The organism is Microbacterium foliorum, assembly GCF_003367705.1.
In the GTDB taxonomy this organism is placed as follows: Bacteria; Actinomycetota; Actinomycetes; order Actinomycetales; family Microbacteriaceae; genus Microbacterium; species Microbacterium foliorum.
Window position 1 is genome coordinate 786,572 of sequence record NZ_CP031425.1, and the last position, 22,474, is coordinate 809,045.

Here is a 22,474-nt window from a genome sequence, read left to right on the forward strand (position 1 = left end):
GGAGCTTCCGTGCAGTACATCTCCACCCGAGGCGGCATGCAGCCGCTGCCGTACTGCGAGACGCTGCTCGAAGGGCTCGCCCCCGACGGCGGTCTCGCGGTGCCTGAGACGATGCCGACGGTCGACGGCGAGACCCTCGAGCGCTGGCGCGCGCTGACGTACCCGCAACTCGCGACCGAGGTGCTCGGGCTCTTCGCCACCGACATCCCGCGCGCCGATCTCGCGCGCATGACGGCGGCGGCGTACGAGCCGTTCCCCGAGGCGGTCGTGCCGCTGCGGGCGATCGACGAGGACCTCACCCTGGTGGGGCTGTCGGAGGGGCCGACCCTCGCTTTCAAGGACATGGCGATGCAGTTCCTCGGCCAGGTCGTCGAGTACGCCCTCGAGCGCAAGGGCTCCGTGCTGAACATCCTCGGCGCGACCTCGGGAGACACGGGATCCGCGGCCGAGCACGCGCTGCGCGGCAAGGATCGCATCTCGGTCTTCATGCTCTCGCCGAAGGGACGCATGAGCGCCTTCCAGCGCGCGCAGATGTTCTCGCTCGACGACGAGAACATCCACAACATCGTCGTCGACGGCGTCTTCGACGACTGCCAGAACCTCGTCAAGAAGCTCGCGGGCGACCTCGATTTCAAGCGGGCGCAGAACCTGGGTGCGGTCAACTCCATCAACCTCGCGCGCATCACCGCGCAGGTCGTCTACTACTTCTGGGCCTGGCTGAGGGCGACGGACGTCGGCGGATGGACCGAGGTGTCGTTCACGGTGCCGTCGGGAAACTTCGGCAACATCCTCTCCGGGTTCTTCGCGAAGCAGATGGGGCTGCCGATCCGTCGCCTCGTCCTCGCGGCGAACGAGAACAACGTGCTCGACGAGTTCTTCCGCACCGGGGTCTACCGACCCCGCAGCGCCGCCCAGACCCTGGCGACCTCGAGCCCCTCGATGGACATCTCGAAGGCGTCGAACCTCGAGCGCTTCATCTTCGAGCTGGTGGGTCGCGACGCCTCGCGCGTGGTCAGCGCCTGGAAGGACCTCGACGACAAGGGGCACTTCGACTTCACCGCGGACCTCTCGCGGTTCATCGAGGAGTTCGGCATCGTGAGCGGCACCTCGACGCATGCCGACCGGCTCGCCACGATCGAAGCGGTCTACGACGCCTCGGGCGACATCATCGATCCGCACACGGCCGACGGCGTCAAGGTCGCACGGGAGTACATCGAGCCCGGAGTGCCGATGCTGGTGCTCGAGACCGCGAAGCCGCAGAAGTTCGCCGAGACGATCCGTGAGGCGATCGGCGTCGAGCTCGAGTACCCGTCGGAGCTGCGCGCGATGCTGGATGCGCCGCAGCGCACCACAGAGATGGCCGACGACGAGCACGAGCTGCGGGCGTTCATCGAGGCGAACGCGCTGCGCTGACCCCCGCTCAGGCGGGAAGCGCCTTCACCGCCGCCGTGAGGACCTGAGGCACGGTCGGCACGCCCACGGCGCGGAACACCTCGGTGCCGGACGCATCACGGATGATCACCGTCGGCGTGGAGCGGATGTCGAGGGCTTCGGCCGCATCCGGTTCGTGGGCGACATCGATCTCGGTCACCGTCGCGTCCGGGAGGAACCGCACGGCATCCGCGAGCACCGCGCGCGTGCGCGAGCACGCCCCGCAGAACGCGGATGTGACGAGCGTCAGTTCCATCGTGCCCCCTCTCGATCCTTCCGGTGCAACCGAATGGCTCGACGCGGTGTTCCCGACCGTGGTTTCCGCATCTCGGTCACGCCGACAGCGCGGGGTCCGCGTCAGCGGTCCGCAGGAGCCGCCCGGGGATGCAGCACGCCCGAGGCCGCACCGAGTGCGGCACCCACCAGGGTGTCGACGATCCGCTCCCCGGCGACCTGCATCGATCCGATCTCGCCGGTCGCCGCCCCGGTGAGCAGCAGCACCAGCGGAGTGATGAACACGAGCGCCAGGGCGTAGTTGCGCACGACCACGAGCTCGATCGTGAACTGCAGGGCACCCAGCAGCAGTGCCAGCCAGAGTCCCGACGGATGCAGCAGCGCGAGCAGTGCGTACACCCCCGCTCCGACCACCGTCCCGAGCATGCGGTGCAGTCCTCGCTGCACGGCGGCGCGCCGGGCGGCGGCGACCCCGACGACGGCGACCGCGGATCCGACGATCCAGTACGTCCGGGTCGGATCGATGAGCAGGCCCAGCAGCACGCCGAGGACCGCGACGATCGCCACCCGCAGCACGAGCATCCGCGAATCCGCGGTGAACGCGGGCCCGGGCAGGAGTCGCCGCAGCGGTGTCGGGGCGATCGCCCGAGCTCGGGGGAGGAGCAGCGGCGCCATCGCGACCGCGTAGGAGAACGTGCAGCCCGCCGCGAGGGCCGTGATGTAGCCGGCCGGCGGGATCGGCGAGCTGGCGACGACGTGAGCGGAGAGTCCGAACACCAGCACGAAGAACAGGGGTCCGGGCGGGCCGAGGCGGAATCCGAACGAGAGAGCCGCGCTGACGATCGCGACGACGACCACGCCGACGCTCACCAGCCACGGGCTCACGGAGGCCAGGACGCCGAGAACGGCGCTGACGATGAGGCCAGCGGCCACGAACGGCAGGATCCGCGCCCGGTCGATCACCGGCGCGGCGCCCGCGAAGAGCACGGTGAACGCCCCGGATGCTGCTATGTAACCGAGCGACGGTGCACCGAGCACCGTCATGACGGCGATCGGAACGGCGATGCCGAGAGCGGCCTGCGTCGCCAGGTGCCAGCGCGGACCGCGCGTGGGGGCCAGAGCGAACAGACTCATCCCTCCATTGTCTCGCTCCTCGCTCGCTGCCCGTGACACGCAGGGCCGGCGATACGATGGCCGACGTGACCGCACCCCGCCCCGGAATCGCCGAGCGCCTCGCGCAGATGATCCAGCTGCCGACCGTGTCGGCCGAACTCGCACAGCGGGGAACCGGGCCGTTCGAGGACTTCGCGGCGCTGATCGCCGAGCTCTATCCGCTCGTGCACGAGCGGCTCGCCCTCGAGAGGCACACCGAGTTCGGGCTGCTCTTCCACTGGACTGGCAGCGGCGCCGCGCCCGGCGGCCCTGTGGTGCTCATGGCCCACTACGACGTCGTGCCGGTCGACGAGAGCGACGCGTGGACGCATCCGCCGTTCGCCGGAGTGATCGCCGACGGCCTGGTGCACGGGCGGGGCGCGCTCGACGACAAGGGGCCGTTGCTCGTGGTCCTCGAAGCCGTCGAGAACCTCCTCGCCGAGGGCGTCGTGCCTGCCCGAGACGTCTACCTCTCGTTCGGCGGCAACGAGGAGACCTACGGAGATGCCGCCCGGGAGATCGCCCGCACGTTCCGCGAGCGCGGCATCGTGCCCTGGCTCGTGGTCGACGAGGGCGGCGCCGTCGTCGACGCCCCGCTGCCGTTCGTCCCCGGTCGCGCCGCCATGATCGGGGTCGGCGAGAAGGGGCTCATGACCCTCACGCTCTCGGCGCGCGGCGACGGCGGGCATGCCTCGGCGCCTCCGACGCGCACTGCCGTTCGTCGGATCGCTCGTGCCGTCGACCGCCTGGGACCGTCGACGTTCCGTCCCCGCCCGTCGAGGGCGATCGGACGGATGCTGTCGCAGCTCGGCGCGCAGACTCCGGGGCCCGCAGGGCTGCTGCTGCGGCTGCTGGGCTCCGCGCGCTTCCTCACCGGTCGTCTGTTCGCCGCGCTCGGCGGCGAGTCGGCGGCTCTCGTGCGCACGACGGTGGCACCCACCATGCAGTCCGGCGGCACGGCCTCGAACGTCCTCCCCTCCCAGGCATCTGCGACCCTCAACCTGCGGATCGCGCTGGGGGAGACACCGCAGCAGGCCGTGCTGCGGGTTCGCAGACGCATCCGCGATCCACTCGTCACGGTGAGGGTCGAGGAGGCGAGTGCTCCGTCACCCGAGTCCGCGACCGACAACGCCCAGTTCGCCCTGCTGGCCGAGGCGCTCGCGGTGTCGCATCCGGGCGTCGCCGCGGTGCCGTACGTGATGATGGCGGCGACGGATTCGAGGCACTTCCATCGCTTCGCCCCCGCCGTCTACCGGTTCGCTCCGTTGGAGATGTCGAATGCCCAGCGCGCGTCGATCCACGGGGTCGACGAGAACGTCGAGATATCCGCACTCGAGCGGGGTGTGATGTTCTACCGCGCCCTCATCCTCGGGCTAGGGTGATCTCACCCCGCCGGGTGCTCGAGCGCCCGGACATCCCTTCCCTCGAGGAGCCGCGATGACGCGCAGTCGGACTCTGGGCACCCTGGCCACGGTCGTCGGGTTCCTGGCCTTCGTCGAATTCACCAGCGGCGTCCTGCAGGGCTATTACACGCCCATGCTCACCGACATCGCGCGGCATCTCGGCATCCATGATGCCGACGTCAACTGGCTCGAAGGCACCCAGCTCATGCTGTCGGCGCTCGTCGTGCCGGCGTTCGCGAAGCTCGGCGACATGGTCGGCCACAAGCGGATGCTGCTGATCTCCACCGCGCTGACCGCCGCAGCGGCCCTGGTGCTGCCGTTCACCGACTCCTTTGCGGTGTTCCTCATCGGCTGGACGCTGATGGGCTTCTACGTCGTGTGGCTGCCGCTCGAGATCGCGCTGATCTGGTCGCGCTCCCGGCGCATGGAAGGACGCTCGTCGATCACGGCGAAGGCGGCGGGACTCCTGGTCGCGGCGCTCGAGGGCGGTGCCATCATCGGGGCGCTGGTCGGCGGGGCTCTCATCGACGTGCTGCCGCTGACTGTCGTGCTCCTCATCCCGGCCCTGCTCATCGTCATCTGCTTCTTCGTCATCCTGTTCGGGGTGAAGGAGTCGCCCGATCCGACGGGCGGCGTCTTCGACACCGTCGGCGTCGTGCTCATCTCGATGGCATTGATCTGCTTCACGGGTGGTCTCAGCCTGCTGCGTCTCGAGGGCGGGCTCGTGAACCCGTGGTCGTGGGCGGTGGTGCTCCTCGGCATCCTGCTCGTGATCCCTTTCGTGCTCTGGGAGCTGCGCTGCGAGGACCCGGTCATCGACGTGCGCATGTTCCGCTCGCCTGCGCTCGGCCCGGTGTTCCTCACCGCCGGACTGTTCGGCGTCAGCGTGCTCGGGGCACAGGCCCCGCTGTCGACCTTCGCCCGCACCGACCCCGGCGAGTACGGCTACGGGCTGGGCACGACCGGGTTCGCGACCTCCTTGATCATCGGCCTGTATCTGATCGCCATGATCGTCGGCGCCCTGCTTTTCCCGGTGATCGCGCGGGTGCTCACTCCGCGGGTGACTCTCATGGGAGCGTCGCTGCTCGTGGGCATCGGATTCCTCCTCTTCCTGCCGTTCCACGATTCGTATCTGCAGGTCGTCACGAACATGGCCGTCGTCGGGCTCGGATCGGGTGCGCTCGTGGCGGCTCTTCCCGCAGCGGCCGCCTCGGCCGCGCCCCCGACCCAGACCGGTGTCGCGACGGGACTCACGAACTCGGTCAAGACGGTGGGCGGGGCGATCGCGTCGTGCGTGTTCGGCATCGCGCTGCTGAACGGCGTGAGCGGAGCGGCCGAGGGCACGGCCGGATCCTTCGCCGGCTACATCACCGTCTGGGTGGTCTGCGGTGTCACCGCACTCGTGGCGGCCGCGATCCTCGTGTTCGTGCCGAAGGAGGCGTTCACCGACCGGGCGGATGCGGAAGCCGTCGCCGCCCCCGTGGTCTGACGTCAGTCGCAGTCGCAGTCGCGGTCGCGGTCGCAGTCGCAGTCGCAGTCGCGGTCGAGGTCGAGATCGAGGTCGAGATCGAGGAACCGAGAGATCTCGACCCACGCGTGCTCGCCGAGAGTCCTGTCAGCGGCTGCGCTCCCGCCTCGCGCCATGGCGACTCCGCCGTCGGCGGGCACCTCGCCAGGGAGGATGAGACGATGCCCGGCATCGGGATGCTCCACAGTCGTCGTCCGTCTGCCGTGGACCAGTCGTCGCTGCGTGATCGCGGCCGCGAACTCGGTACTGGGCCACACGCGGTCGTCGCCCCCAGTGACGAGCAGCAGGTCGCCGGTGATTCGCTCGACGGGAATGGTTGCCGCCTCGGTCCGCGCCGAGTCGAGCGCCAGGCTCGACGAGTACAGCGAGAGGTACTCCGGCGGATCGGTGGTCGCAGTCCATGCAGGGTCGAAGGCGACCGATGGCAGTGGAGCGCCGTCCAGCGTCCAGTGGGAGGACCACTGCCCATCCGCCAGCCCGGACCAGACGACCGACGAGGGAGAGGCGGCGACGGTCGTGTCGATGTCCACCGTGCTGGCGGTGACGAGAGCTGCCTCGGCCCCGAACGATGTTCCGAAGATGGCCACGCGATCGTGATCCCGTCGCAGCAACTCGATCTGATCGATGAAAAGTTCTATCGGCACCTCGTGCGGCACCGGTCTCTGACCCACTCCGCCGAACCAGCGGATGGCGCGCACCCGTGCTCCGCGACGGCTGAGGAGATCCGCGCGAGCCGATTCGAGTCTTCCGCTGGAACCGGCGAGCAAGAGCACCGCCGTCCCTCTGGGGTGCGCGGGCAGCGCGTCGTAGGTGTCATCCGAAGAGAGCGGCGAAGGCATGTGGCGTCGTCCGAAGTCAGTCGCGGTCGAGGCCGAACGAGCGCTTGACCACGGCCTGCATGTCGCGGTCGATCCCGTCGATGCGGGTGTTCACGGTGTCGAAGCGGGCGTTCATCTCATTGCGGAGTCCGCCGATCTGAGCGTTCATCTCGCCGCGGAGTCCGCCGATCTGGGCGTTCATCTCTCCGCGGAGTCCGCCGATCTCTCCGCGGAGTCCGCCGATCTCGGCCCGGACGACGCGGATGAAGAGTGTCGACACGACCGTCATCATCCCGAGCATGAGCGCAGTGAACGAGCCGATCATCGTCCAGATCTGAGCGTCGTTCATGAGGTGCACCGTGTCATCTTCGCATCGTTCCAGACGACGCATCGAGATCCACGTCGCTGTATACCGTCATCCCGAGTACAGGGGAAAACGTGGATTGCAGCCGAGACGTGCAGGACAGGCGCAATAGCTCGGTGACCCGCCCTGGCGTCACCCTGCCGCGCGGGGCGGATTGTGCATGAACTCGATGCGGATGCCGTCGTCGTCCTCCACGAACGAGGCGTAGTACCGGTCCGTGTACCGCGGGTACTCCTTCGGATCGCGGACGGAGGACCACCCCGCGTCCAGAGCGACCGCGTGCAGTCTGTCGACCTCGTCGCGCGACGCGACCGCGAAGGCCATGTGCTGCCAGCCGACGCGTCCGTGACGGTGCGGGCCCGAGCTCTCGTCCCACGCGTACAGGATGATCTCGGTCTCTTCGCCGTGATGCCACGAGATCGAGTGATCGTCTCCCGGCCCGCTCTCGTATCCGAGAGCTGTCAGCACGGGATGGAACTGCGCCGTTCCGCGTTCGAGGTCGTCGACGGTGATGCCCAGGTGATCGAGAAGAGCCATGCCGCCAGTCTTGCAGGAGGTTTCGGCGTCGCGCCAGAGGGCTCAGCCGGGTATTGCCCAGGGAAGCGCCCTCTACTACTGAGGGTGGTCAGAGCTCGATGCCGTGATCTTCGTCGTTGACCCCGGCGTTGCGTCCGCGGCGGGACTCGTAGCCGATGAACCAGCCGAGCCAGACGATCGCCGCGAGCAGGATGCCGAGCCAGACGTTCTGGAAGATCAGACCGATCACGATCCCGAGGATCAGGAGTCCTGCGGTCACGAGCAGGCGGAGAGCAGTGCGGGACATGGCCTCAGCCTAGAGGTGATCGAGCCACGAGCCGATCGCTCGCGGACGGGTCAGCGCGAGCGGTGGTCTTCGGGAGAGAGCCGCGGGCCGCGGCGGGGTTCGCTCACGCCGCTCGCGAAGATCAGCCTGATCACCCGCTGCCGGTGACCGGCCCAGGGCGCGAGGAGCTCGAGCATCCCGTCGTCATCGGTCCGGTGCCCGGTGAGTGCGTACCCGACCTCATGCGCCAGATGGTAGTCGCCGACGCTCACCGCATCGGGATCGCCGAGCGCTCGCAGGCGCGTCTCGGCGGAGGTCCAGACTCCGACACCGGGCAGGCTGGTGAGGATGCGGTCACGGTCGGCGCCGTCCTGCGCGGCCAGCAGCGCACGAGAGATGCTCTCGGCCCGTTCGGCGACCCGGACGATCGTCTTCGACTGCGGCGGCTGCACACCCACCCGATGCCACTCCCACGAGGGGATGCGTCGCCACTGCTCTGCGGTCGGAGCGGCGAACATCGGTCGCGGGGTCGGGCCCGGTGCGCGCTCGCCGTACTTCGTGACGATCAGGCGCCAGGCGCGGAACGCCTCGAGCCCGGTGACCTTCTGCTCGAGGATGGCGCACGCGAGAGCGTCGAAGACGACGTCGGTGCGAGACAGGCGGATGCCGGGGGAGCGGCGGGCGACCTCGGCGATGAACGGGTGATGCGAAGGATCGAAGCCCGACGGGTCATCGGCGGCTCCGCACAGACGCGGCACCGCATCGAGAGCGTGGTCCGCTCCGCTGCCCCATGCCGTCGCCCTGATCTCGCGGCCCTGCGCACGCAGCGCGACCGTCGCCGGGCCCGACGGGGTGCGCACGGCGCGCCAGATGACGGGGCCGTCGTGCACCGTCGTCGGGTCGCCGGGGCCTCGCCGCAGCATCCCCACCGTCGCGCGCAGATCGACAGGTGCGGCGGGTCGGTAGACGCTCTCTCGCGGATGCGCCCGAGGGGCTGCGTCGGCAGCTCCGGCATCCGTGGTCAGGGTCATGCGCCCACCATACGTGGCGGGACTGACACTCGGATCAGAAGCGGTCGGGCGAGGGTGTTCCGTGGCCGTAGCGGATGACGACGTCGGCGTGGCGGTCGAAGCGGTAGCCGATGCCGCGCACGGTGCGGACGATGTCCTCGTAGCGGCCGAGCTTGGCGCGCAGTCGCCGCACGTGCACGTCGATGGTGCGCTCGCCCGGGGTCTCGTCGTCCTGCGCCTGCCACAGGGCGGAGACGAGCTCGCTGCGCTCGATCGTGCGTCCCTCTCGGAGCACGAGGTACTGCAGCAGCTCGAACTCCTTGTAGGTGAACGCGGCGGACTCGCCGTCGATCAGCACGCGCTTGCGGGAGATGTCGACCACGACACCGCCCTCTTCGTCGGTGATCTCCTCTTCGGCCGCGGCCTTGGTGCGAGCGATCGCGCCGGGCTCGTGCAGCGCCAGGCGCACGACGTCGAGGTCGCGACCACCCGATCCGTGTGGAGCGAGGGCGACGGTGGCGTGCGTCTCGGCCCCGGGCGCCAGTTCGGCGAGGGTGCGACGCAGCGCGTCGACGAGGAGCGGGAGGCTGACGCCTGCTTCGGCCGCCTTGATCTCGTCGAGACCGACGTAGAGGGCGAAGCCGCGGGGCGAGCGGACGGCGGGAAGGTCCGCGTCGAGCGGTGCTGCGGCGGGGGCCTGCGGTGCGGGGCGTGCGGAGGTGGCGACAGGACGCTCGAGAAGTGCGATGTTCGACATGATGATGAAGTCCTCAGGACGTGAGCCGAAGAGAAGGCTCTGATGCGTTGCATGAATGACCGGGCGAGCCGGGAAGCGAGCAGGGGTGGGTGCTCGGAGACCAGTCCCCGCAGATCGCGAGAAGTCAGGTCAGACGGAGTGGCTGTTCGTTCAGCGACACATTCGGCAACACATGCCAACGCGACCGGGCATCATCATCCCGGCAGTCCTGTTCGCCTCCTGGGCGGACGAAGGGCTTGCGTTGGTAGTCATGGGGGGATTATGACCGAAGAAGTCCGCGCGTGTCAAAACGGCCGTCGGTGGGGGAGTCGGGCGTAACGTGGTGCGGGTGACCACCTCGACCCTCGCCTCCGGCTTCATCCTCACCGACGAGAAGGACGCATCGCGGTACACGCTGACACGCGACGGACAGCTCGTGAGCGTGCTCGACTACCGGGACGACGGACACACGATCGCCCTGACGAGAGCGTTCACGATCCCGACTTTCCGCGGACACGGCTATGCGGCGGTGGTCGTCGAGGGGGCTGTCGCCGACATCGAGCAGCGCGCGGACCGCAAGGTCGACGCGGTGTGCTGGTACGTCTCGGACTGGTTCGAGGCGCACCCCGAGCACGCCTCGCTGCTGCGGGTCCGCTGAGGACGGTCGTGTGACGCTGTGTTACACGGCGGCACCCTGACAGGATGAAGGCATGAAACTCGCCGAGGCTCTCACCGCCCGTGCAGATCTGCAGCGTCGCATCGAGCAGCTGCGTGCCCGCATCACCGCGAACGCCAGGTATCAGGAGGGCGAGGAGCCGGCGGAAGACGCGGCAGCCCTCCTCGTCGAGGCCGATGCCGCGCTCGTGCAGCTGCGTGATCTGATCCGCCGGATCAACGCGACGAACGCGGCGCTCGGCCTCGGTGCGGACGGGACGATGACCGATGCGCTCGCCGCGCGCGACGTGCTCCGCCTGCGGCACTCGCTGCTGGCCGACGCCGCCGCTGCGGCATCGGGGGCGAACGACCAGTTCCTCCGGCAGATGCGTTCGGAGCTGCGGCAGATCTCCGCGCTCCCCGTCGCCGAGCTGCGCTCGCGCGCCGACGCCGTCGCGCAGGAGCTGCGCGAACTCGACAACCGGATCCAGCAGGCGAACTGGATACATGAACTGAAGGAGTAGCGAGCGGAAGTCGGTAGTCACGACGAGGCGGGCACACCCCCAGCCGGAGGGGCAATTCCGGCCCATGTCGGGCGGAGGGCAGCCCTGATTCGCATCGCGCAGCCCCGCACCCCGCACATGTGATCGCGCATCGCGCATGTCGCATCACCACGTGCCGATCATCGTGACGAGGGTGGGTCAGGGGACCTTCCGCTCGCAATCGCCCCGGCGGCGCTCGCGCTGCTGACCGTCACCTTCCCGTCGGGGCGCGTACGGCTGGATCCTCATCGTCGCGTCGATCTTCATGGTCGCGGCCGCCGTTATCGCCGCGCTGATGATCCGCACCGAAGGACGCGCCGGCGCCGCTGCATCCGGGAACGGCGGTCGGCGCTCACTGACGTGCTCGCCGCGCCCGTTCCTGGCCGGATCCGAAGAGATCGACGCTCAGGAACGGGTGCTGCGGCACGCCTCGGACCGAATGTCGGTGGCACTTCGTAGCGTGTGAGTATGCGAATCCTGCACACCTCCGACTGGCACATCGGCCGCACCTTCCATGGCAACTCGACCATGGACGCGCTGGCCGAGGTGCTCGGGGCGCTCACCGAACAGGTGCGCGAGAACGCGGTCGACGTCGTGATCGTCGCGGGCGACGTCTTCGACTCCGCGACTCCGGCGGGAGGCGCGTACACCCTGCTCGGCGACGCTCTGGTGGCTCTGCACGAGACGGGCGCCAGGGTGATCGTCACGAGCGGCAACCACGACTCGGCCGCTCGCCTCGGATTCCAGGCGCGCCTGCTGCGCGACGGAATCCACGTGCTGACCGATCCCCGCGCGATCGGCACCCCGGTGACGCTGACGGATGCCGACGGTCCGGTGCAGTTCTACGGCATCCCGTATCTCGAGCCCGCGATCGTCCGTCAGCACTGGAGCGGGGTGGACCTGCGCACGCAGGCGCAGACCCTCGCCCATGCGATGGATCTGGTCCGCGCGGGCATGGCCGCGCACCCCGGTCGGTCTGTCGCCATCGCGCACTGCTTCTCCGCCGGCGTCGACGCCACGATCGGTCTCGAGCGCGAGGTGCGGCAGGGCGGTCTCGACGTCGTGCCGCTCTCGGTGTTCGACGGGCCCGACTACGTGGCGCTCGGCCATATCCATGGCCGCCAGCAGATCAGCGAGCGCGTGCGCTATTCGGGCGCACCTCTGCACTACAGCTTCGGCGAGCAGAGCAAGCCCCGCGGGTCGTGGCTGGTCGATCTCGACGCGGCAGGTCTGGCTTCGGTCACGTGGCTCGATCTGCCGGTGCCCCGCCGCCTCGTGACGCTCACCGGCGCGCTCGACGAGATCCTCTCCGACGAGAATGTGGCAGCGCACGCCGACGACTGGGTGTGCGCCGTCTACACCGACTCCCTCGCACAGACCGAGCCGATGCGGCGTCTGCGCGAGCGCTACCCGTACTGCGCCATGGTCATGCACCAGCCCGCCGAGACCGAGCGGGTGATCGAGCGGTCCTACGCCGACCGGCTGCGCGGTGCGGTCACCGACCCCGAGCGCATCGAGGCCTTCCTCGAGCACGTCCGTTCTGGACACGGGCCGACCGAGCGCGAGGGTGAGCTGATCCGAGAGGTGCTCGACGACCGCGTCCGTGCCGACGCGCTGATCTGATCCGGCGATGACCTCTCACGACGACGCCCGGACGGCGACGAGGATCCTCTGATGCAGCTGCACCGCCTCGAGGTCGAGGGATTCGGCCCTTTCCGAGCACGCCAGGTGGTCGACTTCGACGCCTTCGCCGACGACGGCATCTTCCTCATCGCCGGTCGCACGGGCGCCGGCAAGTCCAGCATCCTCGATGCTGTGTGCTTCGGACTCTATGGCGGTGTTCCCCGGTACGAAGGGGGCGAGAAACGGCTGCGGAGCGACCACTGCGAACCGGATGACCCGACAGAGGTCGTCGTGGAGTTCAGCACGTCGGCCGGACGCTATCGGGTCACCAGGTCTCCGGACTACGAGCGGCCCAAGAAGCGAGGAGGAGGGCTGACAGTCCAGCCCGCAGCCGTGCAGCTCGACGTGCTCGTCGGCGGGGAATGGATCGGACTCGCGGCCAAGGAGCGCGAGGCCGCACACGAGCTCGACGGGATTCTGCAGCTGAGTCGCGAGCAGTTCCTGCAGGTGATCCTGCTCGCCCAGAACCGGTTCTCCGAATTCCTGCTCGCGGGCAGCAAGGATCGCCAGGCGCTGCTTCGACGACTGTTCGGCACGGAACGCTTCGAAGACGTGCAGGCGCGGTTCGACGAGAGGCGCAGAGAGGCGGAGCGGGCACTCGGTTCCCGCTTGGCGACAGTGGCCGCACGTCTCGACGAGGGCGAGCGGATCGTGGCCACCGGCCAGCTCGGCGCTGAGGTCGTTGCTGAGGTCGGCGCTGAGCTCGGTGCTGAGCTCGGCGCTGAGCTCGGTGGCGGCACCGCCGACAGCACGCGGGGTCCCTCCGAGCCCGTCGCGCCCGCGGTGACCACGGAGGAGCGCCTGGCTCGACTGCGACAGGCGAAGGCCAGAGCCGACTACCGGGCCGAACGCCGCGCGGCCGAGCGCGCCGACGCCGAGAAGATGTCGAGCGCGGCCGATGCCGCACTCTCAGCGCTCCGCGACGACCAGCGCGCACAGGTCGAGCGCGATCGAGCACGAGCGGCGCTCGCCCGTCTCGATGCCGAAGAACCGCAGATCGCTCAGGCGCGTGCCGAGTGGGAGAACGCGAGGGCCGCCGAGATCCTGCGTGCGCCGATCAACGCGGCGACGACGGCCGAGGCGGCGGCGGTACTCGCCCGGAACGTGGAATCACGGGCGCGCACAGTCTGGGAAGCATACGACATCGATGCGCCGGACCTCGCCGAGTGGGCGGAGGAGCGCACCAGGCAGACCGGCGCCTGGGAGCGCGCGTCGCAGTGGGAGCTCTCCGCGCCGCAGCTCGACGCCGAGCTCGTGGCGGCGACCGAAGCGCTCGACGCTCTCCTGCTCCACAGGGAGGAGAGCGAGGCGGAGCGGCGGACCGTGCCCGCCCGACTCGAGCAGGTCACGACCGAACGCGACGAAGCCAGACGCCTCGCCGACCGCGCCGACGATCTCGCATCTGCAGAACGTGCGGCTGCCACCCGTCGTGCGGCGGCACTCGAGGTCGCGCGTCTCGAGGCCGAGCTCGTCGTCGCCGACCGCGCCCTCGCCGACGCCAGCGCAATGCTGGCCGGCGCGCAGTCGACGCTCGCGCAGCTACGGCAGCGTCGTCTCGACGGGTTCGCCGGTGAGCTGGCGACCGCGCTGCGGGAGGGCGAGGCGTGCCCGGTCTGCGGGTCGATCGAGCATCCGGCACCGGCCGAGCATGCAGACCCCGTGTCGGCCGAGGACATCGATCGCGCTGAGGCCGAACGCGATCGTCTGGCCGAGCGGGAGCGCGCCGCGGGAGACGCTGCAGCATCTCTCCGTCTCGAGCAGGCGGCGGCTCTCACGAAAGCAGACGGCCGTGATGCCGAGGCCTCCGCCACCGAGCAGACGCGGGCGGCGGAAGCCCTCGCGCAGAGCCGGTCGGCGGTCGAGCGCGTGCGCCAGCTGGACGAGCAACGCGACGCACTGATCGAGCGGATCCGTCGTCTCGACGACGAACGCGATGCCGACGAGGCCTCTCTCGCCTCCGCTCGCGAGACGCACGCTCTGCTGACCCAGCGGGTCGACGAGACGCGGGCGGCGATCACCGAAGCCCGCGGGGACTTCGCGTCGGTGGCCGAGCGGCTGGCCGCGACGACCGCCGAGGTGGCGGCCGCGCATGCCCTGGCCGACGCCGTGGCCGAACGTGCGCGCCGTGACGAGACCGCATCGATCGCGACCGCCGAACGGGACGCCGCGATCGATGAGTCCGTGTTCGACGACGTGGCGTCGGTCGAGCGAGCGCTGCGCTCGCCGTCGGACCAGCAGGCGCTCGAGGCTCGAGTCTCCGCCCACTCCGTGCAACGGGAGAAGGAGCGGGAGATCCTCTTCGACCTCGAGCTGCGGACGCTGCCGGAGGAGCCGATCGACCTTCATCCCGCCGAGCAGGAGTCGCAGGCGGCGCGGCGGCGATGGACGACGGCCGTCGACGAGGCCAGCCGCGCGACCGCGATGGCCGAGCAGCTCGGGGCGGCGATCGACGCGGCCGCGTCGGAGCATGCGCGCACCGCAGACGACGCCGGGGAATACGAGGTCCTCCGTGATCTCGCCGACACCATCGCGGGGCGCGGGGCCAACACGCGCAAGATGACGCTCGAGACCTTCGTCCTCGCCGCAGAGCTCGAAGAGATCGTCGACGCGGCCAATCGTCGCCTCGGCGACATGTCGACCGGGCGCTATCAGCTGCGCCACTCCGACGCTCTCGCAGCGCGCGGTGCGGCCTCAGGTCTCGGGATCGTGGTCTTCGACGCCTTCACCGGGCAGACGAGGCCCGCGCAATCGCTCTCCGGGGGCGAGACCTTCCTGAGCTCCCTGGCCCTCGCTCTCGGCCTCGCCGAGGTCGTCACCGCGCGGGCGGGCGGCATCCGCCTCGACACCCTCTTCATCGACGAGGGGTTCGGCTCGCTCGACGGCGACACCCTCGAGGTCGCCATGCGCACGCTCGACGAGCTCCGCCAGGGCGGACGCACGGTCGGGGTCATCAGCCATGTCGAGGCGATGCAGGAGCAGATCCCGGCGCAACTCCGGGTGCGCGCCACCTCGGAGGGGCCCAGCGTCATCGAGTCGCGCTGACGCCGGCGTCAGCGCGCCCCGCGGGCACGAGCCGGGCGGACGCGGGCACGCGATGCGCCGGCCGTCAGACGCCGTACTCGCGACGGATCACCTCGCGCAGCTGGACGCTGCACCGCGCGATGGCCTCGCGGAAGTCGACGAGAGCACCGTCCTCCGCCCGATCGGAGATCGCGCGGAACGCACGGATCGGCACGCCGAACTGCTGGGCGACCCAGATGTAGGCATAGGTCTCCATATCGACGAGTCCCGCACCGGACGGACGGATGACGGCCGTGATGCCCGCATCGCCGACGAAGCTGTCACCGGTGGCGATCAGCACGCCCTCCCGGCCTGTCGACACCCGGGCGGGGAGCGATACGTGCTGGCCGGCGACGCCGTCGAGGTCGAACACATCGTGCTGCAGAGCGCTGCCGATCTCGTGCACGGTGGCCTCGAGCTCGGCGTCGATGCCGCCCGCGGTACCGACCACCACCACCTCGGAATACTCCCTGGCGCCGAGCGCGCGTGTGAGCGCGTAGACGGCCTGCATCTTGCCTTCGCCCGTCACGAGCCGGTCGAATCCCTCGAGCTCCTCCGGGAAGGCTGCGAGTTCGGAGGCCATGGCTGCGACGAGAAGTTTCACCCCGCCATCCTGCCAGGTGGATCGCGCGTCACGAACCCGAGGGCGTGCGCTCGGTTCATCCCGATGTAACACTGGAGGAGCATACTGACGTCGAGTAGACCGGAGGAATACGTGTCCCTGCAGAAGCAGATCTCTGAAGCGCTCGGTGTCGTGGCCGAGATCGACCCCGAGGCCGAGGTGGAGCGACGGGTGCAGTTCCTCGCCGACTACCTCGATGCGACCGGAGCGAAGGGGTTCGTCCTCGGTATCTCCGGCGGCCAGGATTCCACACTCGCCGGGCGGCTCGCCCAGATCGCCGTCGAGCGTGTGCGAGCCGAGGGCGGCGAGGCGAAGTTCCTGGCCGTGCGGCTGCCGTATCGGGTGCAGAAGGACGCCGAAGACGCCGCGGCCGCGCTCGAGTTCATCGCACCGGACGCGTCGGTCGAGGTGAACATCCAGAACGGCGTCGACGGCGTCGAGGAAGATATCGAGTTCGCCGTCACCAGCGACATCAGCGACTTCAATCGCGGCAACATCAAGGCCCGGGTGCGCATGGTGACGCAGTATGCGCTCGCCGGCCACGACGGTCTCCTGGTGATCGGCACGGATCATGCCGCCGAGGCGGTGACCGGCTTCTACACGAAGTTCGGAGACGGTGCCGCCGACATCCTGCCTCTCTCCGGCCTGAGCAAGCGCCAGGGCCGCTCGCTGCTGCTGCGTCTCGGAGCCCCCGACCGGCTCGCCTTCAAGGTCCCGACCGCCGACCTCCTCGACGGTCAGCCCGGTCGCGCCGACGAGGATGAGCTGGGGCTCACCTACGAGCAGATCGACGACTTCCTCGAAGGCCGCCAGGTGGACCCCGACGTCGCGGGACGGATCGAGTCGCGCTACCTCGCCACCCAGCACAAGCGGAACCTCCCGGTCACCCCCGACGACACCTGGTGGCGCTGACACCGGTTCGGTCGTGATCCCGTGTCGGATGCCGCGGCTAGTGTCGAAGCATCCGAAGGAACGGGAGAATCGTGCGGATCGACACTCAGGCGCAGCGCGTCATCTGGAGCGCGAGCGACCTCAAGGCAGCCGCGGAATGCGAATTCGCCTGGTGCCGAGCGATCGACGCCAAGCTGGGGCGCGTACACGCGGTCGTGGAGCCTGAGAACGCCACGCTCGCCCGCGCCGCCGAGCTCGGAGACGTGCACGAGCAGAACGTCCTGTCTCGCTACATCGACGACCTCGGCGATGGTCGGGTGCACCGCATCGAGAAGGTGTCGTCCGTCGATGCCGTGGCGCTCGCGGCCGCCGTCGACGAGACGATCCAGGCGCTCGCATCCGACGCGGCGGTCGTCTTCCAGGCGGCGTTCGCGACTCCCGAGTTCGTCGGATTCGCCGATTTCCTGAAGCGTGACGACGACGGACGCTGGCGCGTACAGGACTCCAAGCTCGCCCGCACCGCTCGGGTCACGGCCCTCATGCAGCTGGCGGCATATGTCGACCAGCTCGACCGGCTCGGTGTTCCGCGATCCGATTCCGTCGACCTCATCCTCGGTGACGGATCCCTCAGCACACATGCCGTCGACGATCTGCTCCCGCTGTTCCAGGTGCGCCGTGCCCGCCTCCGAGCGCTGATCGCCGACAGGCGGATCAACGATCCGTCTCCCGACGCCGCCCTGGCGTGGGGTGATGATCGGGGCGACCTCGAGGTGGTGGCCTGCGGCCGATGCGCCACCTGCGAGGAGCAGGTGATCGCGCACCGCGACCTGCTGATGGTCGCGCGTATGCGGCCCGTCCAGCGTGCGCGGCTGCGTGCCGGCGGCATCGAGACGATCGACGCGCTGGCGGGGGCGGCCGCACCGCCCGACGGCATGAACGCCGACACGTTCGAGACGCTGCGGGCGCAGGCACGGCTGCAGATCCGGGCCGACACCGAGGGGCTGCCGACCTACGACGTGCACTACGCCGCGGCGATCCACACACTGCCCGTACCGAGTCACGGCGACATCTTCTTCGACTTCGAGGGCGACCCGCTCTATACGGAACCCGCGCCCGACGGGCAGGCTCACTGGGGCATCGACTATCTGTTCGGATGGGTCGACAACGCTGATCAGTACACGGCCCTCTGGGCGCACGACTTCGCCGCCGAACGAGAGGCGTTCGAACGATTCCTGGATTTCGTGAAGGTCCGCCGCACCGCTCATCCGGGCATGCACATCTACCACTACGCGCCCTATGAGACCTCGCACCTCGTGGCGATGGCGGCTCGCCACGGTGTGCGCGAGGCCGAGATCGATCGGCTGCTCCGCGAGGGCGTGTTCGTCGACCTCTATCCGGTGGTGCTGCGCACCGTGCGGGTGGGGTCGAGGTCGTACTCGATCAAGAAGCTCGAGCCGCTCTACATGGGAGCTGACGTTCGCACGAGCGATGTGCAGAAGGGCGACGACTCGATCGTGCAGTACGTCGCCGCCCGCGAGCTCGCCTCGGCGGGCCGACGGGCGGAGGCAGACGCGGTGTTCGCCGACCTCGCCGACTACAACCGGTACGACTGCGTGTCGACCAGGCGTCTGCGCAACTGGCTGATCGAGATCGCCAAGAAGGAGGGCGTGAACCCCGCCCCGCCCGACGAGGCCGACGAGGTCATCTACGAGCCGTCTCCGCGCTCGGTCGCGCTGCTCGCCGACGCCGAGCGCGCCATCGCCGACGGCGGCGACGGGCTCGTGCACCGGATCGCCGCCGCGGCGATCGACTACTTCCCCCGCGAGGCCAAGAGCTTCTGGGTGTCGCACTTCCAGCGGCTGCGCGAGCCGGTCACGATGTGGGACGGCACGCGTGACGTGGTGCGCGTCGATCGCGGTGCGTCGCGCGTGGTGCGCGAGTGGAGCGTGCCCGAGGGGCGACGCGTGATGTCGCGTGATGTCGAGGTCAGGGGAGAGGTGTCGCCGGGCACGACGTTGGGTGCCGGCGCGCAGCCCTTCGCCCTCTATGCGGTGCCCGCGCCGTTCGACACAGAGGTGCCCTCGCGTGCGGTCCACGTGCCGCACACGGTCACCGTCGCCGAGGTGCTCGACGACGGTTTCCTGATCACCGAGACGGCCATCCAGGGGCAGACCTGGAGCGAGGTGCCGCTCGCCCTCACCCCGGCCGCTCCGCCCCGCGTCGTGTCTTTGCAGGGCGCGATCGACGAGTGGGCCGATGCCGTGCACGCCGCGGCTCCGGCGTTCCCGCGCGATGCGGCGACCGACATCCTTCGTCGTGTCCCGCCTCGCACGGTCTCGGGTGCGCCGCTGCCGACGGGCGACGGCGACACGATCGATGCGATCGTTCGCGGCATCCTCGACCTCGACCGCAGCTACATCGCCGTGCAGGGGCCCCCCGGGACGGGCAAGACGTACACCGGCTCTCAGGTGATCGCCCGCCTCGTCTCCGAGCATGGCCTACGGATCGGGGTGGTCGCGCAGTCGCACGCGATCATCGAGAACCTGCTCGAGCGTGTGGTGGCCGACGGTGTTCCCGCAGCGCAGGTGGGCAAGGCTCCGAAGGATCCGTCGATCGACCCGTCGTACACCGCGATCCCCAAGAGCGGGATGGCGGCATTCCTCGGCGAGCACGCGCACCACGGCGTCGTCGTCGGGGGGACGGCGTGGGACTTCAGCAACACTGCTCGCGTCGATCGCGGCGGCCTCGACCTGCTGGTGGTCGACGAGGCGGGCCAGTTCTCGCTCGCCTCGACCATCGCCGTCGCCGCGAGCGCGCAACGGCTGCTGCTGCTCGGCGACCCGCAGCAGCTTCCCCAGGTCAGTCAGGGCGCACATCCGGAGCCGGTCGACACCTCGGCACTCGGCTGGGTCATGGACGGCGATGCGGTCGTGCGGCCCGAGCAGGGCTACTTTCTGGCGCGCTCCTGGCGGATGCATCCTCTTCTGGCTCGGCCGGTGTCCACGCTCGCGTACGCCGGGCAGCTCGCATCCGCTCCCGGCGCCGAGCGGCGGGAACTCGAGGGCGTCGATCCCGGTCTGCACGTCGTTCCTCTGCGGCATCGGGGCAACGCCACCGAGTCGCCCGAAGAGGCGGCTCAGGTCGTCGCGCTCGTCTCCGACCTGGTCGGCCGCGCCTTCACCGACAACGACGCGACGGCGACCGTGCGTCCGCTCGCCCAGAGCGACATCATCGTGGTGGCGCCGTACAACGCGCAGCGTCAGCTGGTGCATGACGCACTCGCCGAGGCCGGGTTCCCGGACGTGCCGGTCGGAACCGTCGACAACTTCCAGGGCAAGGAGGCGGTGGTGTCGATCACCTCTCTCGCCGCATCCAGCGGGCGGGACGCTCCTCGCGGCCCGGAGTTCCTGCTGCTGCAGAACCGGCTCAACGTCGCGATCTCGCGAGCACAGGTCGCGGCCTACCTGATCCACTCTCCGGCGCTCCTCGACGACCTTCCGCGCACTCCCGAGGGGGTCGCGCGGATGAGCGCGTTCGCCCGCCTCGTCGGTGCCGCGAGCTGACTGGTGGTCACGACATGACAGGTGGTCACGGCATGACAGGTGGTCACGACATGACAGGTGTTCACGGGGCGCAGCTCCTGCACACGACCGAGGAGATCCTGCGCGCATCGGCGCAGTGGGTGTGGTTCCCGCGCGGCAGCGAGCAGGAGAAGACGGACCTGCAGCTGGTGCGCCACCCCGAACGGTTCGGCGGCGGGGTGCGCGGGTCCCAGGTCGACTCGGAGGCCGATGCGGCGGATGTCCTCGACCGGGCCCTGGACCGCACCCGGGCGTGGGGCGAGAGCGAGCTCGTCTTCTGGACGAACGCGTCGGATCGGCCCGACCTCGAGCCCGAGCTGCGCCGACGCGGTGCCGAACACATCGACACCGTGGCGGTGTTCGCCTGTCCTGTCGAGGGAGCAACCGTGGACGTGCCTGACGGCGTCACCGCCGAGATCGTGCGGACGCTCGATCAGGTGCGCGACGTCGATGCGATCAACGTGCCGGTATGGCAGCAGCAGCCACTCGACGACGAGGGGCTGAGGGTCGAGTTCGAGGAGGTCACCTCGACGTTCGAGGCGGGAACGCACGTCCGCGTGCTCGCGCGCCTCGACGGCGAGGCCGTCAGCACCGGCGGGTGCACGATCGTCGACGGGTTCGCTCGTCTGTGGGGCGCCGCCACGATCGAGCGGGCCCGAGGCAGGGGCGCCTATCGTGCGGTGCTCGCCGAACGGCTGCGGGTGAGCGCGTCTCTCGGGGCGAAGACGGCGCTCGTCAAGGGACGCACCGCGACATCGGCTCCGATACTCGCTCGTTCGGGTTTCCTCCGTCTCGGCGAGGAACGCGGATACCGCCTGACGGTGTGATCAGAGCCGGCCCTCGTCGGAACATGCGCCGCACCGACATCGCCGGCCGTCACGGTGTCGAGACCCGGTGTCAGCCCACGCCCACCCCTGCGCCGACGCCGACGTCGACGCCGAGCTCCTGGCGGACGATCCGAGCCCCCGCCGACAGTGCGCTGAGCTTGTCGAACGCGACGCCCCGCGGAAGGGGGGCCATGCCGCAGTTGGAGCTGGGGATGAGGAGGTCGGCATCGACGAACTCGAGGGCGCGCCGGAGGGTGTCGGCGACCTCTTCCGGAGTCTCGATCTGCTCGCGCGCGACGTCGATGGCTCCGAGCATGACCTTCTTGCCGCGGATGAGCTCGATGACATCGATCGGCACGTGGGAGTTGTGACTCTCCAGAGAGACGATGTCGATGGAGGACTGCTGCAGAAGGGGGAACGACTCCTCGTACTGTCGCCACTCCGCACCCAGCGTCGCCTTCCAGTCGTTGTTCGCCTTTATCCCGTATCCGTAGCAGATGTGCACCGCCGTCTCTGCGCGCAGTCCCTCGGCCGCGCGCTCGAGCGCGGCGATGCCCCAGTCCTTGGTCTCATCGAAGAAGACGTTGAAGGCGGGTTCGTCGAACTGGATGATGTCCACGCCCGCTGCCTCGAGCTCCCGGGCCTCCTGATTGAGGATGGTGGCGAACTCCCATGCCAGCTTCTCGCGACTGCGGTAGTGATGGTCGGAGAGGGTGTCGATCATCGTCATCGGGCCGGGGAGCGCCCACTTGATCGGGCGATCGGTCTGCTGGCGCAGAAAGGCCGCGTCCGCGACGAACACCGGCTGGCGCCGGCTCACCGCGCCCACCACTGTCGGCACGCTCGCGTCGTACCGGTCGCGGATGCGGACCGTCTCGCGCTTCTCGAAGTCGACGCCGTCGAGGTGCTCGATGAAGGTGGTCACGAAGTGCTGCCGGGTCTGCTCGCCGTCGCTCACGATGTCGATGCCGCGCCGCTGCTGCTCGTGCACCGCCGCGCGCAGTGCATCCTGCCGGCCCTCCACGAGTGCATCACCCTGCAGCTCCCACGGGGACCACAGCACCTCGGGCTTCGCCAACCACGCCGGCTTGGGCAGACTGCCGACGATCGAGGTGGGCAGCAGCGTGTTCACGGCC

21 protein-coding genes are annotated in these 22,474 nt (G+C 69.5%); 11 read left to right on the forward strand and 10 right to left on the reverse strand.

Annotated features, from left to right (window positions below):
- Positions 1–9: 9 nt before the first annotated feature.
- Positions 10–1,413 (forward strand): threonine synthase, encoded by a 1,404-nt coding sequence (gene thrC, locus DXT68_RS03555; protein ID WP_045254769.1) that lies wholly within the window; start codon positions 10–12, stop codon positions 1,411–1,413.
- 7 nt (positions 1,414–1,420) lie between these two features.
- Here the strand turns inward: thrC and DXT68_RS03560 are convergent, their stop codons facing one another.
- Positions 1,421–1,687 (reverse strand): thioredoxin family protein, encoded by a 267-nt coding sequence (locus tag DXT68_RS03560; RefSeq protein ID WP_045254768.1) that lies wholly within the window; start codon positions 1,685–1,687, stop codon positions 1,421–1,423.
- A gap of 101 nt (positions 1,688–1,788) precedes the next feature.
- On the reverse strand, positions 1,789–2,799 hold the full coding sequence (locus tag DXT68_RS03565) for an FUSC family protein (RefSeq protein WP_045254767.1): 1,011 nt from the start codon (positions 2,797–2,799) through the stop codon (positions 1,789–1,791).
- Positions 2,800–2,855: 56 nt separating this feature from the next.
- Between DXT68_RS03565 and DXT68_RS03570 the strand changes: the two genes are divergently transcribed.
- The gene (locus DXT68_RS03570) at positions 2,856–4,199 is read left to right on the forward strand and encodes a M20/M25/M40 family metallo-hydrolase (protein WP_045254766.1); all 1,344 of its coding nucleotides are present in this window, start codon (positions 2,856–2,858) and stop codon (positions 4,197–4,199) included.
- Between the two features lie 55 nt (positions 4,200–4,254).
- Complete coding sequence (locus tag DXT68_RS03575; RefSeq protein ID WP_045254765.1) at positions 4,255–5,709, forward strand: MFS transporter; 1,455 nt, start codon at positions 4,255–4,257, stop codon at positions 5,707–5,709.
- Between the two features lie 2 nt (positions 5,710–5,711).
- Here the strand turns inward: DXT68_RS03575 and DXT68_RS03580 are convergent, their stop codons facing one another.
- From DXT68_RS03580 to DXT68_RS03605, 6 genes are all read right to left on the reverse strand, one after another.
- The gene (locus DXT68_RS03580; RefSeq protein WP_052677780.1) at positions 5,712–6,587 is read right to left on the reverse strand and encodes an acyl-CoA thioester hydrolase/BAAT C-terminal domain-containing protein; all 876 of its coding nucleotides are present in this window, start codon (positions 6,585–6,587) and stop codon (positions 5,712–5,714) included.
- Positions 6,588–6,603: 16 nt separating this feature from the next.
- Complete coding sequence (locus DXT68_RS03585) at positions 6,604–6,915, reverse strand: hypothetical protein (RefSeq protein WP_045254962.1); 312 nt, start codon at positions 6,913–6,915, stop codon at positions 6,604–6,606.
- 147 nt (positions 6,916–7,062) lie between these two features.
- Positions 7,063–7,467 (reverse strand): VOC family protein, encoded by a 405-nt coding sequence (locus DXT68_RS03590; RefSeq protein WP_045254764.1) that lies wholly within the window; start codon positions 7,465–7,467, stop codon positions 7,063–7,065.
- A gap of 88 nt (positions 7,468–7,555) precedes the next feature.
- Positions 7,556–7,753: a hypothetical protein gene (locus DXT68_RS03595; RefSeq protein ID WP_045254763.1), complete on the reverse strand. Its 198-nt coding sequence runs from the start codon at positions 7,751–7,753 to the stop codon at positions 7,556–7,558.
- A 50-nt stretch (positions 7,754–7,803) separates the two neighbouring features.
- Positions 7,804–8,763: a DNA-3-methyladenine glycosylase family protein gene (locus tag DXT68_RS03600; RefSeq protein WP_045254762.1), complete on the reverse strand. Its 960-nt coding sequence runs from the start codon at positions 8,761–8,763 to the stop codon at positions 7,804–7,806.
- 34 nt (positions 8,764–8,797) lie between these two features.
- Positions 8,798–9,499, reverse strand: a complete 702-nt coding sequence (locus tag DXT68_RS03605) for a winged helix-turn-helix domain-containing protein (RefSeq protein WP_045254761.1) — start codon at positions 9,497–9,499, stop codon at positions 8,798–8,800.
- Between the two features lie 328 nt (positions 9,500–9,827).
- Between DXT68_RS03605 and DXT68_RS03610 the strand changes: the two genes are divergently transcribed.
- The 5 genes from DXT68_RS03610 (at position 9,828) to DXT68_RS03630 (ending at position 15,399) form a co-directional block, all read left to right on the forward strand.
- The gene (locus DXT68_RS03610) at positions 9,828–10,136 is read left to right on the forward strand and encodes a GNAT family N-acetyltransferase (RefSeq protein ID WP_045254961.1); all 309 of its coding nucleotides are present in this window, start codon (positions 9,828–9,830) and stop codon (positions 10,134–10,136) included.
- 52 nt (positions 10,137–10,188) lie between these two features.
- Positions 10,189–10,656 (forward strand): DIP1984 family protein, encoded by a 468-nt coding sequence (locus tag DXT68_RS03615; protein ID WP_045254760.1) that lies wholly within the window; start codon positions 10,189–10,191, stop codon positions 10,654–10,656.
- 283 nt (positions 10,657–10,939) lie between these two features.
- A complete protein-coding gene (locus tag DXT68_RS03620) occupies positions 10,940–11,140 on the forward strand; it encodes a hypothetical protein (RefSeq protein ID WP_045254759.1) in 201 nt (66 codons plus the stop codon).
- A 2-nt stretch (positions 11,141–11,142) separates the two neighbouring features.
- Complete coding sequence (locus DXT68_RS03625) at positions 11,143–12,297, forward strand: exonuclease SbcCD subunit D (protein WP_045254758.1); 1,155 nt, start codon at positions 11,143–11,145, stop codon at positions 12,295–12,297.
- Between the two features lie 51 nt (positions 12,298–12,348).
- The gene (locus tag DXT68_RS03630) at positions 12,349–15,399 is read left to right on the forward strand and encodes an AAA family ATPase (protein WP_045254757.1); all 3,051 of its coding nucleotides are present in this window, start codon (positions 12,349–12,351) and stop codon (positions 15,397–15,399) included.
- 64 nt (positions 15,400–15,463) lie between these two features.
- Here DXT68_RS03630 and DXT68_RS03635 read toward each other — a convergent pair whose 3' ends face one another.
- Positions 15,464–16,021: a phosphorylase family protein gene (locus DXT68_RS03635; protein WP_045254756.1), complete on the reverse strand. Its 558-nt coding sequence runs from the start codon at positions 16,019–16,021 to the stop codon at positions 15,464–15,466.
- 111 nt (positions 16,022–16,132) lie between these two features.
- Between DXT68_RS03635 and nadE the strand changes: the two genes are divergently transcribed.
- The 3 genes from nadE to DXT68_RS03650 all read left to right on the forward strand — a co-directional run bounded on the left by nadE (position 16,133) and on the right by DXT68_RS03650 (position 21,338).
- Positions 16,133–16,951 carry an NAD(+) synthase gene (gene nadE / locus DXT68_RS03640; protein ID WP_045254755.1) on the forward strand — a complete coding sequence of 273 codons (819 nt, stop codon included), beginning with the start codon at positions 16,133–16,135 and terminating at the stop codon, positions 16,949–16,951.
- Positions 16,952–17,022: 71 nt separating this feature from the next.
- Positions 17,023–20,493 carry a TM0106 family RecB-like putative nuclease gene (locus tag DXT68_RS03645; RefSeq protein WP_082068975.1) on the forward strand — a complete coding sequence of 1,157 codons (3,471 nt, stop codon included), beginning with the start codon at positions 17,023–17,025 and terminating at the stop codon, positions 20,491–20,493.
- Between the two features lie 50 nt (positions 20,494–20,543).
- Positions 20,544–21,338 carry a hypothetical protein gene (locus tag DXT68_RS03650; RefSeq protein WP_045254754.1) on the forward strand — a complete coding sequence of 265 codons (795 nt, stop codon included), beginning with the start codon at positions 20,544–20,546 and terminating at the stop codon, positions 21,336–21,338.
- Positions 21,339–21,408: 70 nt separating this feature from the next.
- On the opposite strand, the gene DXT68_RS03655 is transcribed toward DXT68_RS03650, so the two are convergent.
- Positions 21,409–22,470 (reverse strand): methionine synthase, encoded by a 1,062-nt coding sequence (locus DXT68_RS03655; RefSeq protein ID WP_045254959.1) that lies wholly within the window; start codon positions 22,468–22,470, stop codon positions 21,409–21,411.
- Positions 22,471–22,474: the final 4 nt, after the last annotated feature.

Bases quoted from the DNA above. Each gene is read 5' to 3' on its own strand.
- DXT68_RS03560 (WP_045254768.1), bottom strand. From the start codon at position 1,687: ATGGAACTGACGCTCGTCACATCCGCGTTCTGCGGGGCGTGCTCGCGC.
- DXT68_RS03565 (WP_045254767.1), bottom strand. From the start codon at position 2,799: ATGAGTCTGTTCGCTCTGGCCCCCACGCGCGGTCCGCGCTGGCACCTG.
- DXT68_RS03570 (WP_045254766.1), top strand. From the start codon at position 2,856: ATGGCCGACGTGACCGCACCCCGCCCCGGAATCGCCGAGCGCCTCGCG.
- DXT68_RS03575 (WP_045254765.1), top strand. From the start codon at position 4,255: ATGACGCGCAGTCGGACTCTGGGCACCCTGGCCACGGTCGTCGGGTTC.
- DXT68_RS03580 (WP_052677780.1), bottom strand. From the start codon at position 6,587: ATGCCTTCGCCGCTCTCTTCGGATGACACCTACGACGCGCTGCCCGCG.
- DXT68_RS03585 (WP_045254962.1), bottom strand. From the start codon at position 6,915: ATGAACGACGCTCAGATCTGGACGATGATCGGCTCGTTCACTGCGCTC.
- DXT68_RS03590 (WP_045254764.1), bottom strand. From the start codon at position 7,467: ATGGCTCTTCTCGATCACCTGGGCATCACCGTCGACGACCTCGAACGC.
- DXT68_RS03595 (WP_045254763.1), bottom strand. From the start codon at position 7,753: ATGTCCCGCACTGCTCTCCGCCTGCTCGTGACCGCAGGACTCCTGATC.
- DXT68_RS03600 (WP_045254762.1), bottom strand. From the start codon at position 8,763: ATGACCCTGACCACGGATGCCGGAGCTGCCGACGCAGCCCCTCGGGCG.
- DXT68_RS03605 (WP_045254761.1), bottom strand. From the start codon at position 9,499: ATGTCGAACATCGCACTTCTCGAGCGTCCTGTCGCCACCTCCGCACGC.
- DXT68_RS03615 (WP_045254760.1), top strand. From the start codon at position 10,189: ATGAAACTCGCCGAGGCTCTCACCGCCCGTGCAGATCTGCAGCGTCGC.
- DXT68_RS03620 (WP_045254759.1), top strand. From the start codon at position 10,940: ATGGTCGCGGCCGCCGTTATCGCCGCGCTGATGATCCGCACCGAAGGA.
- DXT68_RS03625 (WP_045254758.1), top strand. From the start codon at position 11,143: ATGCGAATCCTGCACACCTCCGACTGGCACATCGGCCGCACCTTCCAT.
- DXT68_RS03630 (WP_045254757.1), top strand. From the start codon at position 12,349: ATGCAGCTGCACCGCCTCGAGGTCGAGGGATTCGGCCCTTTCCGAGCA.
- DXT68_RS03650 (WP_045254754.1), top strand. From the start codon at position 20,544: ATGACAGGTGTTCACGGGGCGCAGCTCCTGCACACGACCGAGGAGATC.